The sequence below is a fragment of the Actinoplanes campanulatus genome (assembly GCF_014647795.1).
In the GTDB taxonomy this organism is placed as follows: Bacteria; Actinomycetota; Actinomycetes; order Mycobacteriales; family Micromonosporaceae; genus Actinoplanes; species Actinoplanes campanulatus.
This window is the reverse complement of record NZ_BMPW01000005.1, coordinates 307,784-323,314: the sequence shown is the minus strand read 5'-3', so window position 1 is coordinate 323,314 and position 15,531 is coordinate 307,784. Positions and strand designations below refer to the sequence as shown.

Genomic DNA, 15,531 nt, shown 5'->3' with positions numbered 1-15,531 from the left:
GACGGAGGGCGGGTCACGCCGTGACGGAGACGGCGTGCGCGCGGGCCAGGTCGTGGAAGCGGTAGCGCCCGGCCGCCGGTTCGAGCAGCAGGTTGGCGTCCATCAGCTGGTGCAGCACCTGGGTGGCGGCGACCGGGGTCACGCCGAGCAGCTCGGCGGCGGCGTGTTCGTCCAGCTCGGGGCCGGGGTGGCCGGCCAGCGCCCGGTAGGCGTGCCGCGCCGGGAGGCTGAGCCGCTGGTACGACAGGTCGAAGGCGGCGGCCACACTGCGCTGGCCGGCCTCCAGTTCGGCGAGCCGGTAGCGCGGGTCGCGCAGCCGTTCGACCAGGTGCGCCAGCGTCCAGGTGGGATGGGCCCGTAGCCGGGCCGCCGCGATCCGGATGGCCAACGGCAACCGGCCACACAGGTCGGCCAGTTCGGTCACCAGTTCGGGCGGATGGCCACCGGCGCGGCGGGTGAACAGCGTGACCGCGTCGGCCATGGTGAGGGTCTCCAGCGCCAGCCGCCGGGTGTTGTCCAGACCGGCCAGCTGCCGCCGGCTGGTCACCAGCACGAGACAGCCGGGCGCGCCCGGAAGCAGCGGGGCCACCTGGTCCTCGCCGGCGGCGTTGTCCAGCAGGATCAGCATCCGCCGGCCGACGAGCCGGGTGCGGTAGAGGGCGGCCCGCCCGTCGAGGCCGTCCGGGATCTGCGCCGGCGGCACGCCGATGCCGTTCAGCAGGTTCGCGAGCGCGTCGGCCGGCTCGACCGGATCGGCGCCCTCGCTGTATCCGTGCAGGTCGAGGTAGAGCTGCCCGTCCGGGTAGCGGTCGGCGATGCGGTGCGTGGCCTCGACGGCGAGCGCGGTCTTGCCGGCGCCGGCCATCCCGTCGATCACGGTGATCAGCACGTCGGCGCCGTCGACCGGCGCGGTGAGGCGGGCCAGTTCGCCGTCGCGGCCGGTGAAGGCGGGCGGCGGCGCGGGCAGTTGGTGGGGCGTCCACCGGGTGTGCGTCTCGGTGGCCGCCGGGGTGAGGGCCGGGTCGGCGGCGAGGATCTGCCGGTAGAGCTGTTGCAGTTCGGGACCGGGGTCGGCGCCGAGGCGCTCGGCGAGATGCCGGCGGATGACGGCGTACCGGTCGAGGGCGTCGGAGGTCCGGCCGGCCGCGTACAGGGCCCGGATGTAGGCCCCGGCGAGGGGCTCGTCGGTGACGCGCTCGGCGGTCAGGCCGGCCAGCAGGGCCAGCACCGGGCCGGTCTCGCCGGCCTGTACCGAGGTGGCCGCCCATTCCTGGACGGCGTCGAGGTACTGCTGCTGCCACGCCTGCCGGACGGTGGCCGCCCACTGTCCGGGCAGGTCGGACAGCGGCGGACCGCGCCACAGGTCCATCGCCTCGGCGAGCAGTTTCATCCGCTCGGAGTCGGTGCGGTGACGTTCGTGGGCCTGCTCCACGAGGTGGCGGAACCGGTGCGCGTCCACCTGGTCCGGTTCGACGTCCAGCTGGTAGCCACCGGAGCGGCGCACGACCCGTACCGGTGCCTGGTCGTTTGATTGTGCGGTGTCCAGAAGCCGCCGCAGACGGCTGAGATGGACATGGAGCGTGCGCCGCGCACCGCTGGGCGCCTGGTCCCACACCCGGTCGATGAGGGTCTCGGTGCCGATCAGCCGGCCGGCGTCGGCGGCGAGCGCGGTCAGCACGAGCCGCTGCTGCGGCGGGCCGGCATCCAGTGCCCGCCCGTCGTTGATGATCTCGACCGGCCCCAACAGCCGAATCAGCATCCCGCGCACCCCGACGATGCTCGTCCCGCGGAATCCGCGGGCCGGGCGATCTGCCCGTTAGCTTTTCAGCAGCAATCTATACATCGACGAGGCTCACCCTCTACCGGATACCGGCGCTAGTTCGCTTTCAGTCGGTTTTCCGACTATCTACCGCGTATCGGTCGATGACGAGGGATTGGAGACGGGATGCCGGCGGAGACGACCTATCCCGGGGTGTACGTCGGGGAGATCTCCACGAGCACACGCAGCGTCACACCGGTGTCCACCGCGACGGCCGCGTTCGTCGGTTACACCCGGCGCGGCCCGGTCGGCCAGCCGGTGCGGATCGGCGGTTTCGGCGACTTCGAGCGGTACTTCGGCGGGCTGAGCAGGCACGGCGCGGTCGGATACGCGGCACGCCAGTTCTTCGCCAACGGCGGCGCCTCCGCGGTGATCGTCCGGGTGATCAAGGAGGGCAGCGCCGAGGCGGCGTCGGTCATCCTCACCGCGCGTGATCACGGCCACGATCATCACCCGCACGACAAAGACGATCGAGGGGTACGCGAGACGCGCGCCGATGCCGAAGTTGCGGAGGACCGCGGCCGCCCCGACGACCACGATCACCATCCGCGGGAACGGCCGGTGCTGGAGGTGTCCGCCAAGGAGCCCGGCTGCTGGGGCAACGACCTGCTCGTGCGCGTCGACCACGGCACCCGCGACCCGCACGAGACGTTCAACCTGCACGTCGCCAACGGCCCGGCCCGCGAGTCCTACCACGACCTGTCGATGGACCCGGACTCCGACCGCTACGCCCCCGAGGTGATCAATGAGGCGTCGAGGCTGATCCGGGTCGAGGCGGTCGGCCAGGACCGGCCGGACCCCAACGGCACCGTCTCCCACGAGTTCGACCGCGACCTGCCGGCCTGCGACGACCTGGAGATCACTGTCCGGATCGGTGGTGAGGAGCGGCGTTTCCGCCTCTTCCACGGGCACCACGACGGCCCGCCGCCGCGCCGCCTCTCCGAACTGGCCGCCCTGCTGGAACGCAAACTGCGCGCCCAGCCGGACTGCCCGGGCAGCACCGCCTTCTCCGGCGCCCGGGTGCGCGCCTTCGGCCGCCGCCTGCAAACCGTCGCCGGATCGGTGGACGAGAACGACGTGGTCCACTTCGAGGGGCGCGACGCCGAGCGGCTGGGCCTGGAGGCGTACGCGAATCCGCCGGTCTCCGCCCTGTCCGGCGGCGACGACGGCGACCCGCCGGAGCCCGGCGACCTGATCGGCGCCGAATCCGCCAAGAGCGGCCTGCACGCACTGGCCGACCTCACCGACGTGAACCTGCTCAACCTCCCCGATCTGGCCGGCTGGGAGTCGATCGAGGACGCGTCGACCGTGTTGTCGGTGGCCGACCGGATCACCCGCGAGTTGCGGGCCCTGCTGCTGATCGACGCGCCCGCCGCCTGGACCAGCGTGGACGCCGCCCGCAGCGGCATCGAGCAGCTCGCCGCGGTCCGCAGCGACCACGCCGCCCTGTACTTCCCGCACCTGCTGCTCGACGACCCGCTGTCCGGCCGCCCGTGTGCGGTCCCGCCGTCGGGTGCGGTGGCCGGGGTCATCGCCCGTACCGATGCCGAACGCGGCGTCTGGAAGGCGCCCGCCGGGACCGCGGCCCGCCTGATCGGGGTGCGCGCCCTCACCGTGCCGCTCACCGACCGGGAGAACGGCCTGCTCAACCCGCTCGCCGTCAACTGCCTGCGCACCTTCCCGGGCAGCGGCCCGGTGGTGTGGGGCGCCCGCACCCTGGACGCCGGGGAACAGCCCGCCGAATGGCGGTACGTGCCGGTCCGGCGGCTCGCCCTGCACATCGAGGAGAGCCTGCACCGGGCGCTGCGCTGGGTCGTCTTCGAGCCCAACGACGAGCAGCTCTGGCAGGCGATCCGGCTGGAGGTGGGCGCCTATCTGGACACCCTGTTCCGGCGGGGCGCGTTCGCCGGGCGCACGCCCCGGGAGGCCTTCTTCGTCACGTGCGACGCCTCCACCACCACCCCGGCCGACATCGACAACGGCGTGGTCAACGTGGTCGCCGGGTTCGCGCCCGTCGAACCGGCCGAGTTCGTGATCGTCACCATCCGCCAGACGGCCGGGCAGCTCGCCCTCTGACTCAGGACGGAAAACTTTCGATGGCCGAGTTCGAAGTCAACGCGCACCGGTTCGACCCGTACAAGAACTTCAAGTTCCTGGTCCGGTGGGATGGGCGCACGGTAGCCGGGATCAGCAAGGTCAGCCCGCTCAAGCGCACCACCGAGGTGATCAAGCACCGGGACGGCGGCTCGCCGAGCACCCCGGTCAAGTCGCCGGGCCGCTCCGAGTTCGAGGGCGTCACCCTGGAACGCGGGGTCACCCATGACCCGGAGTTCGACCGCTGGGCCAACAAGGTGTGGCAGGTCGGCGCGGGCCTCGGCGCCGAGGTGTCGCTCGCCGACTTCCGCAGGAACATCATCATCGACGTGCTGAACGAGGCCGGGCAGGTCGCCGTCTCGCACAAGCTGTACCGGGCCTGGCCGAGCGAGTACTCGGTGCTCGGCGAACTCGACGCCAACGCCAACGCGGTCGCCATCCAGAGCCTCAAGCTGGAGTGCGAGGGCTGGGAACGCGACTACGAGGTGCCGGAGCCGGTCGAGCCGTCGTTCACCAACCCGGCCTGATGACGGTCCACGGATCGGCCGGCCTGCTCGCCACCTGGGAGGACGGGCTGGCCCACACCGGGCCGGCCCGCGCCCTGGCGCTGCACCGGGCCGCCCGGCCGGGAACCGCCACGGACGATCTGTTGCGGCTCGCGGTCGGCGAGCGCGAGACCGACCTGTACGCGCTGCGCCGCGTCCTGTTCGGCGACCGGATGCCGGTGCTGGCCGACTGCGCGCACTGCGGCGAGATCCTGGAGTTCGATCTGGACGCCGCCGCCCTGGCCCGGCCCCCGGAGCCCGCCGACGAGCCGCTGCGGGTGGCGGAGGACGGCTGGGAGGTCGAGTTCCGGCCACCCACCGTCGCCGACCTGATGGCCGCCGCCGAGTCCGCCGACCCTCGCGGCGAGTTGCTGGCCCACTGTGTCCTCGCCGCCCGCCACGGCACCCGGACGGTGACGGCCGCCGACCTGCCGGAGCCGGTGCGGCGGCGGCTCGCCGAGGCGGCCGAGCGCGCCGACCCGGCCGGCGACATCACGCTGCGGGTGCCCTGCCCCGGCTGCGGCCAGGCCACCACGCTGCGGTTGGACATCGCCGCCCACCTCTGGGCCGAACTCGATTTCTGGGCCCGGGACCTGCTCGCCGACGTGCACGTGCTGGCCGGCGCCTACGGCTGGACCGAACCCGAGATCCTGGCGCTGAGCCCGGTGCGGCGCCGCTACTACCTGGAGTTGTGCGCGGATGCCTGAGCCGACTCCGGACTACTTCGACCGGCTGCTGGCCCGCCACACCGGGCGCGGGGACACCGCCGGGACGCGGCCCCGGCTGCCCGGACCGTTCGAGCGTGGCGAGGCCCGCTGGCAGGAGGTGGAGATGCCGCCGCTTCCGGCCGCGCACCCGGTCGTCCAGGAATCCGGTGAGCGGCCGCCGACGGCACCGGTTCGTGTCGAGCGGCATACCGAGATCCGTATCGGGCAGCCGGATCCTGGACCGCCCGGTCCGGCGCCGGCTTCGCCCCTACGGACCACCGAGAGCAGGTCGGTGGAACCCGTGCCGGGCCGGGAGACCGTCACCCGGGTCATTTCGGACCCGCCGGTCCCTCCTGCCGCCGCCGCGCCGCAGCGTCCCGCGCCGTCGGCGTCGGCGTCGGCGGATCGTCCGGCGGCCGGTCCGGCGCCCGTCATGCGGCCGGCGGCCCGTGTCGCCCCGGTCGCGGCCGCACGACGGGAAACCGTGCAACCGCCGGCTTCCCGCCGACGGGCGCGCCCCGCCGAACCGTCGGTGCACGTCACGATCGGCCGCCTCGAAGTGCGTGCCACCGCGCCCGAGCGCGCTCCCGCCCGTACCCCGCGAAGTGGCCGGCCGGCTCCGGCCGTGACCCTGACCGACTACCTGGCCGGGGAGGGTCGCCGATGAGCGAGCTTGCGAGCGAAAGCGCCGCGGAGGTGGCGGCATGAGCAACGCGCTGGCGATCGCGACCGTCACCCAGGCGCTGGCGATGCAGATCGAACGGAACCTGCCACCGGAGATCGACTTTGCGGTCAACGTGCAGACCCGGCGGCCGCACACCGAACCGCCGAGCGAGCCGTCCGTCACCGTCTTCTGCTACCAGGTCACCCCGAACGCGGCCCTGCGCAACGCCGACCTGCCGGTCCGCGCCTCCGACGGCACCCCGATCGGCCGGTCCGCCGCGGCGCTCGACCTGCAATACCTGATCAGCGCGTACGGCGAGGAGAACGAACTCGTCGGCCAGCGGCTGATCGGCAGCATCGTCCGAACCCTGCACGAGCAGCCGCTGCTGCCCGCCGACGTCATCGAGGAGGCCGTCCGGCAGCCTTACCTGAACGGCAGCGACCTGGCCGCCACACCGCAACGCGTCCGGTTCTCGCCGACCGCCATGGACATCGAGGAGACCTCCAAGCTCTGGGGCATGTTCCATCAGACCCCGTACGTCCTGTCCGCGGTCTATCAGGCGTCCCTCGTCCTGATCGAGGGGCGTGAGACGCCGCCGCGGCGGCCGCCGGTCCGGGAACCGTCGATCCGGGTGACCGTCCGTGACTGACCCCGCGGCACTCGCCGCCGCCGTCCGCTGGGTCCTGACCCGCCTCGACGCCCACGCGGGCGGGGCGGACCCCGAGCCACCGCCCGGAATCGGCCCGGTGACGCTGCGGGTGCTCGTGGACCGTTTCGGGCTGAGCCCCTTCGAACAGGCCGTCGTGCTGCTCGCCGCCGCCGTGGAGATCGACCCGACCACCGGCAGCCGCTGCGCCGCCGCGCACGGCGACCCGGAACGCGCCTACCCCACCTTCGGGCTGGCGCTGGCCGCGCTGCCCGGCCCGCACTGGGACGCGCTCACCCCGGTCGCGCCGCTGCGCCGCTGGCGGCTCGTCGAACCGGCCGACGAGACCCGGCTCACCGCCTCCCCGCTGCGCATCGACGAGCGGGTGCTCCACTTCCTGGCCGGATCGTCCTACCTCGACGCCCGGCTGCACGGCATGCTGCGGCCGGTGCCGGAACCCACCGACCTGGCGCCCGGCCACCGGACGGCCGCCCAGCGGGTCGCCGCCGGCATCACCGAACCGCCGCCGCGGATCGAGCTGGTCGGCGGCACCCGGCGGATCCGGTCGGACATCGCCGCCACGGCGGCGGCCCAGCACGACCTTTCCCTGTACGCGATGAGCGCCGCCGACGTGCCCACCGACCCGGCCGACCGGGACCGGCTGGCCCGGCTGTGGCAGCGCGAGGCCGTGCTGCTGCCCGCGGCGCTGCTGCTCGAAGTGGACACCTTGGAACGCGACCAGGCGGCGGCCGCCGACGCGTTCGCCGCCGCCGCGGCCGTACCCCTGATCGTCGGCGGCGACGAGCCGCGCCGCGACGGCGGGCCGCGGGTGACCGTCCCGGACCTGACCGACGACGAGCAACTCGGGCTCTGGCGGGACGCCTTCGCCGACGTGCCCGACCTCGGCGACGAGCAACTGCGCGACCTGGTCGCCCAGTTCCAGCTGCCGCCGCACACCGTCCGCTCGGTGGCCGCCGCGGTCCGCCGGGATCTGGCGGACGCCCAGATTCCCGCCACCGAGGTGGCCTGGCGGGCCAGCCTCGACGAGGCGCGGATGGGCCTCGACGGACTCGGCCGCCGCATCGAACCCCGCGCCGGCTGGGCCGACCTCGTGCTGCCCGAACGGCAGGTCGCCATCCTGCGGGAGATCATCGCCCAGGTACGCCGGCGCGCCACCGTCCACCAGGAGTGGGGCTTCGCCCGGACACTGCGGCGCGGACTCGGCGTCACCGTCCTGTTCGCCGGCGGCTCCGGCACCGGCAAGACCCTGGCCGCCGAGGTCATCGCCGGTGAGCTGGGGCTCGACCTGTTCGTCATCGACCTGTCCCAGGTGGTCAGCAAGTACATCGGCGAGACCGAGAAGAACCTGCGGGCCGTCTTCGACGCGGCCGAGCACGGCGGGGCGCTGCTGCTGTTCGACGAGGCCGACGCGCTCTTCGGCAAACGCAGCGAGGTCAAGGACAGCCACGACCGGTACGCCAACCTGGAGGTCAGCTACCTGCTCATGCGGATGGAGGCGTACCGGGGGCTGGCGGTGCTCACCACCAACATGAAGCAGGCGCTCGACCCGGCGTTCATGCGCCGCATCCGGTTCGTCGTCGACTTCCCGTTCCCCGGCGAGCGGGAACGGGCCGAGATCTGGCGGCGGGTGCTGCCCGCGCAGGCGCCCGCCGCCGGGCTCGACCCGCAACTGCTGGCCCAGCTCACCGTGGCAGGTGGGTCCATCCGCAACATCGCGCTGTCCGGGGCGTTTCTCGCCGCCGACGAGGGCGACAAGCTGCGGATGCGGCACCTGCTGGCGGCCGCCCGCACCGAATACCTCAAGCTCGAACGCTCCCTCACCCCGGGGGAGGTGCGCGGATGGGTCTGACCAGAGACGTACGGGTCGAGATCGGCGAACTGGTGCTCGACGGATTCGGGCCATCCGTGGACGTGGACCTGGTCTCGGCCGCGTTCACCACCGAACTGGCCCGGCTGGTGCGCGCGTACGGCGTACCGCTGGCTTCGGGACGTGAGCGTGAGCTGGACGCCCTGGCCGGATTGCCGCCGGTCTCCCCGGCGGTCTCGCCGGAGCGCCTCGGGATCACGCTGGCCCGGTCGGTGCACGCCGGGCTGAGCGGGCGGGGGAGGCGGCGGTGAGCGCCGCCTGCACCCGATCGGCGCCCGCGGGGCTCAGTGGGCAGAGGAGGCGGCGATGAGCGCCGCCCGTGCCGCGCCGGATCGGCGGTCGAAACAGGACGACCGGCGCCGCCGGCGTGGCCGGAACGCGTCCACACCGTCGCCCAGGAGCATCGTCAGCGGGGCCGGGCAGCCGCTCGACCTCAGCGTGCGCCGGGCCGCCGAGGAGCGGCTCGGGTACGACTTCGGACAGGTCAGGCTGCATACCGACCGGGACGCCGACGCGCTCACCGGGCTGCTCGGCGCGGACGCGGTCGCCGTCGGGCGGGACGTCTTCTTCCGGGCCGGCGCCTACCAGCCGGGCACCACCGGCGGGCAGCGGCTGCTCGTCCACGAGTTGCTGCACACCGTTCAGGACCCGTACGGGGCCGGGGCGTTGCGGGCCGGGCGCGAGCCCGGGGCGGTGAGCCTGCCCGCGGAGCCCGCCGAACAGGCCGCCGAACGCGCCGCGCAGGATCCGGCCGCTGCGGAAAGGGTCGACACGGAGGCGCCGCTGCCCGGCTGGATGCGGTACGCGACGGTCACCGCCGACCAGTTGCGGGTCGAGCGCCTGGATCCGGCCACGCTGCCGGACCGATTGGCGGCGACCATCGTGCGGTCCCTGCGCGGGGATCCCGCCGACTGGTCGCATCGGACCCGCACCCAGCTGGCGCGGTTGCCGGAGGAACTCGTCGAGCCGGTCCTCGACCGGCTGGAGAACCGGTTGCTCGGCCCGGAGTACGAGCGGGTCCTCGACCTGATCGACGAGGTCGACGGCGAGATCCCGGAGCCGGAGGGGCACGCCGCGCCGCTGCCCGAACCCGATGCTGCCGAGGATCTCCGGTACCGGAGGGAGCTGGCCTGGCGGCGTGCCGCGGAGCAGCGGGAGGGTGCGGGGCGGCCGAAGCCCGCGCCCGGGCCGGAGAAGGAGCAGTACGGGACGCCTGGCGGGCCTGGAAGCACGCCGCGCAACGGTGGGGCGCCCGGTGACCGGCTGACGCCGAACAGCGGCACGCCGGCAACCGACCCGCAGACCGGGCAACGGTTGCCGGACGGGCCGTCCGCCCGGCCCGGTGACGCCCTCACTTCCGGGCCGTCCGTCTGGCCCGCCCGCACGCCCGGACCGTTTCCCGCTGCCCGACCGGATCCGGCGGCCCGTCCGGATTCCGGTGGGCGACACGATCCTGCCCGTGTTGATACCGGCAACCGGCCGGATTCCGGTGCCCGGCAGGAATCCGCCTCCGCTTCATCCAGTTCCTCTGGCTCGTCCGGCTCCGCGGTGAAGGGCGAGTCCGCATCGGCCGCTCAGAGCGGATCCGCGGCCTCGCGGGAGAAGGCCGCCGCCGGGAGATCCGGTGGGGAGACGGCGCAGCGGGAGGTGCCCGTCGCCAGTGCTGAGGCGTCGGCGGCCAGGAACCGGCCGGAGGCCGCCCAGGCGCGGGCCGCAGGGAAGCAGGTGCGGCCGGAGGAGCGGTCCGAACCGGGGCGGACGACCGGAACGCCGACGACCGTCGGCAAGGACACCCAGATGGCGTCGGCGGTGGGGACCCTCGACCCGCTCCGTAACCAGGACCTGCCGGAGCTGCGGGAAGCGGAACCCGAATCGCCGCCGCCGACCAACCGGTCCGAGGTGGAGGTCGGTGGCGGACCGCCCAGCGCCTGGGACGTCAGCCTGCGGCCGGACGACTTCCTGCCGGTTCAGGACCCGGACGTGTCCGCGATCCCGACCGTCGACACGATGGATCCGGCGTCGAGCGCCGGGCCGTCGATGCCGTCGTTCCCGGCACCGCCGGTCACCCGGGCCGACCAGGTGCAGGCCGAGCGGGAGGCGGAGGACGCCGAGGAGGAGCAGGCCGAAGCGGAGTCGGTGGAGCCGGAGCCGCTTGGTGCCGACGATCAGGCCGGGCCGGACCCGGCGGAGCCGACTCCGTCGCTTTCGGACCTGATCGCAGGGGCGCCGTCCGCGCCCGGCGTCGCCCTGCGGGATCCGGCGAGCGGCGCCGACCCGAAGACCGGGCCGGTCGACGCGCAGACCACCGTGCAGGAGGTGGCGGGGCGATCCGATGGCGGAACCCGCGAGACCGAGCAGGCCGTCAAAGGGGCGAAAGGCACGAACGCCGCGGGGGACAACGTCGCGGCGGCGCCCGAGAAGGCAGGCCAGCAGGCGGCCGGTGGTCAGGCGACCGCACCGGATTCGGCCAGTGCGGCCTCGAACGGCGGAGGATCGGCCACCGCATCATCGAACGGCGTGAGCGGTGGGTCATCCAGCGGCCCAGGCAGTGAATCCACCGGTGGCCGGGACGACGCGTTCTCGACCGGCTCGGCCAGTGGTCCCGCTACGGAACCCGCCAGCGGCTCGCCCGGCGCTCCGGCCAAGGAGTCCTCCGGCGGCTCGGCCGGGGCTCCGAGCAAGGAATCCGCCAGTGGCTCGGCTGGTGGCGGGACCGCTGAATCCGTCGGTGGCGGTACCCCTTCCGGAGGAACGAACGAGTCGTCGACAGCGCCTGCCGCAGGGCCGGGGACGCCGTCCAGCGCGCGGCCCGTCGTACCGGAAATGTCGTCTCGTGAGCCCGCGCCGACGTCGCCCGCGCCCGATGCGCCTGCCTCGGCCCTTGATTCGGCGTCGCGGGACGCGGCGCCCGGCCCCGCCTCGCAAGCAGCACGCGGCGGAAGCGCGGGTGGTGGAAGCGGCGGAGGAGGGAGCGCGGCCGCCCCGGTCAAGCGCAAGGACGAATCCGCGCCCGCCCCGGACCTGTCCACCGCGTCCCCCGAGGGTGGCCTGGCCACCGCCGCCACGCTGACGCCACACCGCGCCCTGGAGGCGATGGGCGGTGTGGGCCGTGCCGCCGACCGCAACGTCGGCGACGAGCACAGGAATCTGGCCACCGCCCCGCCCGCCACGCAACGGCCGGCCGGCGCCCCGCAGACCCTGTCCGGCCCGCCGAAGGCCGACACGGCGGTGCGGTACTCGACGGATCCGGCCCAGCGTTCCACCGCGCCGGAGAGCGGGAAAGCCGAGGTCACCGGCGCGAAGGAGCCGGACGGGCCGATCGAGGCGGAGCAGGCCGAGGAGCCGGGCGGCTGGGACACCTTCAAGATGGCGCTCGGCTTCGGCATCGGCAAGGTCGCCTCGTGGCTGGGTTTCGAGGTGGACGCCCAGGAACTGGCTGCCAAGTTCGCCGGGCTGCCCACCAGGGACGAGGCGCTCAAGCAGGCGATGGCCGGGAACGCGCCAGGCGTACAGATGAGCGGCGCGGCCGAGCAGACGTCGAACGACCAGGGCGCCGCCGTCGACGACAAGGGCCGGCAGACGGTGGGCGCGGCCCGTGAGGACGCCGGCCGGGGGATGGGCGAGGACCAGGTCTACCCGGATGTGCCGCCGGAGACGATGGAGGCGGCGGTGCCGGGCCGGCCGGGTGGCGCCCAGGCTCCGGCCACCAGCGCGCCGACCGGCGCGGTGCCCGCCGAGGCGGCGTCCAAAGTGGCCGAACACGACGACGGCCCCCGGATCCAGACCGCGTTCCGGCAGGGCGGTCAGGGCATGGCGCAGAGCCGCCAGGACCGGGACCGCGGTTTCCGTGACGCGCAGGCACGCCACCGGGCCGAGGTCACCGCCGAGGTCGCGACCAACACCGGGAACCAGGCGGGGGTACGGGGTGGCGCGCTCGACGACGTGAACTCCCAGCGTGCCGCCTGGCGTACCGATCAGGACCGGGAGCTGTCGAAACTCGGCACGAAGAAGGCGGATCGGCAGGCGAAGGTCCGCAAGGACGTCCAGGACCGGGAGAAGAAGGCCGACGACGACGTCACGACCGAGAAGGACGACAGCGACAATAGGATCCGCGCCGAGGCGACCCGGGCCGGGCGGGACGCCGAGCGGCAGCGCGACTCCGCCGTACAGAACTCCGGGAACTGGGTGTCCAAGGCCTTCGAATGGCTGAAACAGAAGGTCATCGAGATCAAGAACGCGATCGTACGGGTGATCCGGGCGGCCCGGGACGCGGTCGTCGGCTTCATCAAGAACTTCAAGGCGACCGTCGAGCGGTGGATCAACGAGGCCCGCACGTTCATCGTCGACGCCATCACGAAGCTGATCACCGAGCTGATCGAGTTCGCCAAGGCCATGGTGCAGGCGGTCATCGAGCTGGCCAACCGCATCCGGCGCCTGATCACCGACCTGATCAAGGCGGCGATCGCCCTGGTCAACCGGCTGGCCGCGATGCTCAAGCAGATCATCAAGGATCTGCTCGACGCGCTCGGCAAACTGCTCGCCGAGATTCTGCGGATCCTGCTGAAAGCCCTGATGGACGTCGTCAAGGCGGTCGTGGACGCGGTCAAGCAGGTCCTCGCGGCGGCCTCCCAGGTGCTGGGCGCGCTGGGGAAGTTCATGTTCATCGCCATCGACTTCCTGTCCGATCCCGGCGGCTGGCTGGGCGGCGCCAAGAACTCGGCCGTGGACGGTGCGAAGAACCACCTGTTCCGCGAGGTCAAGTCGGCGGTCAAGGCGTGGTTCCAGCAGAAGGTCGAGGAGATCCTCGGCGTCGGCAGGGCGGTCATCGACGTACTGGTCAAGGGCGGCTTCACGCTTGAGAAGATCGTCAAGGAGACGTGGGACGCGATCCTGCCCATGCTTCCGGTCATCATCGGCGAGATCGTCATCACCAAGGTCATCGCCAAGCTGATCCCCGGCGCGGGCTGGGTGATGGCCGTCATCGACGCGATCCGGACGGCGATCGGCGCTCTGGGCGCGATCCTGCGGGCGGTCGGAGCGGTCCTGTCCTGGCTGTTGGCGGTCCGGCAGGGCGGCGCCGGGATCCTGTTCGCCAAGGCGGTCGCCGCCGGCATCGTGGCCCTGCTGGAGTTGGCTTACGAGGCGCTGCTGAGCGGCATCGGCAAGTACGTCGCCAAGGTCGGCAAGCGCCTCAAGGCCGTCGCGCAGCGGCTGGCCAAGGGTAGGAAGCGCGATATTCCGGGCGCTCCGGGTGACGGCGGGCGACCCGGCCGGGCACCGGATCAGCCGGCCCGGACGCCGGACGCCGGCACCCCGCGGGCCGGCCTGCCCGGGCGGCCCGGTGCCCCGCCGCGGCCGCGCCCCACCGCTGGGCCGAGACCCGGCAGGCGGCCACCGGCCGGTCCCACAACCCGATCGACCGGCGTCCCGGACCGTCCAGGCACGAGGCCGTCCGGAGCACCCGACCGTCCCGGAACGAGGCTGTCCGGCACCCCTGCGCGGCCCGGCACCCCTGCGCGGCCGGGTCCGAGCCGGTCCGGTGCCTCGGACAGGTCGCCGGCCTCGGACCGTCCGGCGGCTGCCGTGCCCGCCGGACCGACGCCGGCCCCCGCCGCGGGGCCGGGCCGGGCGCCGGCCCGCACCGCCAAGAACAGCGACGGAACGCCGAGGACCGCGGCGGATCAACTCCCCGGCACCCGCCCGACCCCGCCGGCGAAACCTCGGCCCGAGGCGAAGGCCCCGGCGAAGCCGACGTCTCCCGGTCCGAAGGGCGCCGACCCGGCGAAACCGAAGAACACCGACCCGGATCGTCCCAAGGACACCGATCCGTCCCGGTCGAAGCCCGACGGCGCCGGCACCCCGAAACCGCGGCGGGACGGCGACCGGCCGGGCGGCCCGCGTGACCGCCGGGATGCCGATCGCCCGGACCGGGATCCGTCGTCCAGGCCCTCGCCGGACCGGAGTCCCTCGCCGGATCGCAAGGACCGGGAGCGCAAGAAGGACGAGGAGTCCAAGGACGAGCGGCTGCGCCGGATCGTGGCCCGTATCCAGCCGAAGGTGAGACGGCTCGTCGACCGGGGCGTGCTGGGCCGCCCGCTGCGGGCCGCGCTCTCCGGGATGCGCCTGTGGTACCGCCTCACCGGCCTGGACACCGCCGGGCAGCCCGATTTCGGGATCACGGCGGTCCTGAATCCGCGGCGGGACGTCCAGCGGGGATGGGTGCTGACCGGCTCGGACCTGCGCCGCCTGGTCACCGAGGTGTCCGAGGAGATGCTCCGGCGGCCGGACGTCCAGGACGCGGCACGGCGGATGCGCATCACCATGGCGGTGGCCGGGGTCAACGCCGAGGAACAGTCACTGGAGATCGCGGAGTCCCGCGACATCCCGGGCGCGGTCCGTTACCTGCAGAACCGGGGAACCGGCCTGGACCTCGCCCGGCCGGGCGGCCCGAGCCGGGTCGCCGGTCCGCACCGGCCGCGTGAGGGGCGTGGGCGGCAGCCCGGAGCGATGGAGACCTATCGGGTCGGGCCCGATCTGGATCCGGTGTCCGAGGAGAACCGGGTGGGCGCCACGAATGCGCTGACACAGGGAGTCGGCACCTATCCGCAGATATTCCGGGTGATCCAGCGTATGCGTCATGGGGACCGGAGCATCGCACACGCGTTGCGGCAGTATTCGAGGACGAGGCGATTCCCGAGCGGATTCGACGCTGACGAGCGTGAGTTCCTGCGAGCCCTGCACTGGCTGATTTTCGTTCGTGAATCGGTGCGTGACCGGGCCAATCTCGGATTCGCTCCGATGATGGTGCGGCTCATCGAGCGAGGTCAGCTCAGCTGGGAGGAGGCCTTCGTCCAGTTCGAGGCGAGGGAGAGCGGCCGCAGGGGCGGCCGGGGGTCCTTCCCGATGTCGATGCGGCTGGCGGCGAGCGCTGCGCGGGGTATCGCGGCCCGGATCCGGAGCCGGCGGCGCAGGCCGAGCAACGCGTTGCTCAATCGGAGGGAGCTGGCGCGCAGGCAATTCGAGTTGAGTGAACGGTGGATGCGTGCGGTCACCAATGGACAGGGGATTTACGGTCCCACCGCATCGGAGGCCATTCAGAACGGGCGTGCGCAGGTGCAGCGCTTCATGCTGAGATACTACGGTCTCGACTAGCGGATTCTTCAGGGGA

The 15,531-nt window shown here is 73.3% G+C and carries 9 protein-coding genes; 8 read left to right on the top strand and 1 reads right to left on the bottom strand.

Translation table 11 applies throughout. The features are described from left to right. Positions 1-13: 13 nt before the first annotated feature. Positions 14-1,759 carry an AfsR/SARP family transcriptional regulator gene (locus IEZ13_RS12290; RefSeq protein ID WP_183221358.1) on the bottom strand — a complete coding sequence of 582 codons (1,746 nt, stop codon included), beginning with the start codon at positions 1,757-1,759 and terminating at the stop codon, positions 14-16. Between the two features lie 186 nt (positions 1,760-1,945). On the opposite strand from IEZ13_RS12290, the gene IEZ13_RS12285 reads away from it, so the two are divergent. Genes IEZ13_RS12285 through IEZ13_RS12250 form a run of 8 tightly spaced genes read left to right on the top strand, consistent with a single transcriptional unit; the run spans position 1,946 to position 15,515 of the window. Further along, complete coding sequence (locus IEZ13_RS12285; protein ID WP_183221356.1) at positions 1,946-3,895, top strand: phage tail sheath family protein; 1,950 nt, start codon at positions 1,946-1,948, stop codon at positions 3,893-3,895. A gap of 20 nt (positions 3,896-3,915) precedes the next feature. Then, a complete protein-coding gene (locus tag IEZ13_RS12280) occupies positions 3,916-4,440 on the top strand; it encodes a phage tail protein (RefSeq protein WP_183221354.1) in 525 nt (174 codons plus the stop codon). Further along, positions 4,440-5,165: a T4 family baseplate hub assembly chaperone gene (locus IEZ13_RS12275; protein ID WP_183221352.1), complete on the top strand. Its 726-nt coding sequence runs from the start codon at positions 4,440-4,442 to the stop codon at positions 5,163-5,165. Before IEZ13_RS12280 ends, IEZ13_RS12275 begins: the two co-directional genes overlap by 1 nt. Further along, positions 5,158-5,832, top strand: a complete 675-nt coding sequence (locus IEZ13_RS12270) for a hypothetical protein (protein ID WP_183221350.1) — start codon at positions 5,158-5,160, stop codon at positions 5,830-5,832. Before IEZ13_RS12275 ends, IEZ13_RS12270 begins: the two co-directional genes overlap by 8 nt. Positions 5,833-5,869: 37 nt before the next feature. Next, on the top strand, positions 5,870-6,478 hold the full coding sequence (locus tag IEZ13_RS12265; protein WP_183221348.1) for a Pvc16 family protein: 609 nt from the start codon (positions 5,870-5,872) through the stop codon (positions 6,476-6,478). Next, the gene (locus tag IEZ13_RS12260) at positions 6,471-8,345 is read left to right on the top strand and encodes an ATP-binding protein (RefSeq protein ID WP_183221346.1); all 1,875 of its coding nucleotides are present in this window, start codon (positions 6,471-6,473) and stop codon (positions 8,343-8,345) included. The genes IEZ13_RS12265 and IEZ13_RS12260 overlap by 8 nt, the downstream gene beginning before the upstream one ends. Then, a complete protein-coding gene (locus IEZ13_RS12255; RefSeq protein ID WP_183221344.1) occupies positions 8,336-8,614 on the top strand; it encodes a hypothetical protein in 279 nt (92 codons plus the stop codon). Before IEZ13_RS12260 ends, IEZ13_RS12255 begins: the two co-directional genes overlap by 10 nt. 55 nt (positions 8,615-8,669) lie before the next feature. Further along, positions 8,670-15,515, top strand: a complete 6,846-nt coding sequence (locus IEZ13_RS12250; protein WP_183221342.1) for an eCIS core domain-containing protein — start codon at positions 8,670-8,672, stop codon at positions 15,513-15,515. The last annotated feature ends 16 nt before the right edge of the window (positions 15,516-15,531 follow it).

What these genes read in the sequence shown, in the direction of transcription:
- IEZ13_RS12250 (WP_183221342.1), top strand. Translation starts at nt 8,670, where the DNA reads ATGAGCGCCGCCCGTGCCGCGCCGGATCGGCGGTCGAAACAGGACGAC.
- IEZ13_RS12285 (WP_183221356.1), top strand. Translation starts at nt 1,946, where the DNA reads ATGCCGGCGGAGACGACCTATCCCGGGGTGTACGTCGGGGAGATCTCC.
- IEZ13_RS12290 (WP_183221358.1), bottom strand. Translation starts at nt 1,759, where the DNA reads ATGCTGATTCGGCTGTTGGGGCCGGTCGAGATCATCAACGACGGGCGG.
- IEZ13_RS12275 (WP_183221352.1), top strand. Translation starts at nt 4,440, where the DNA reads ATGACGGTCCACGGATCGGCCGGCCTGCTCGCCACCTGGGAGGACGGG.
- IEZ13_RS12265 (WP_183221348.1), top strand. Translation starts at nt 5,870, where the DNA reads ATGAGCAACGCGCTGGCGATCGCGACCGTCACCCAGGCGCTGGCGATG.
- IEZ13_RS12280 (WP_183221354.1), top strand. Translation starts at nt 3,916, where the DNA reads ATGGCCGAGTTCGAAGTCAACGCGCACCGGTTCGACCCGTACAAGAAC.
- IEZ13_RS12270 (WP_183221350.1), top strand. Translation starts at nt 5,158, where the DNA reads ATGCCTGAGCCGACTCCGGACTACTTCGACCGGCTGCTGGCCCGCCAC.
- IEZ13_RS12255 (WP_183221344.1), top strand. Translation starts at nt 8,336, where the DNA reads ATGGGTCTGACCAGAGACGTACGGGTCGAGATCGGCGAACTGGTGCTC.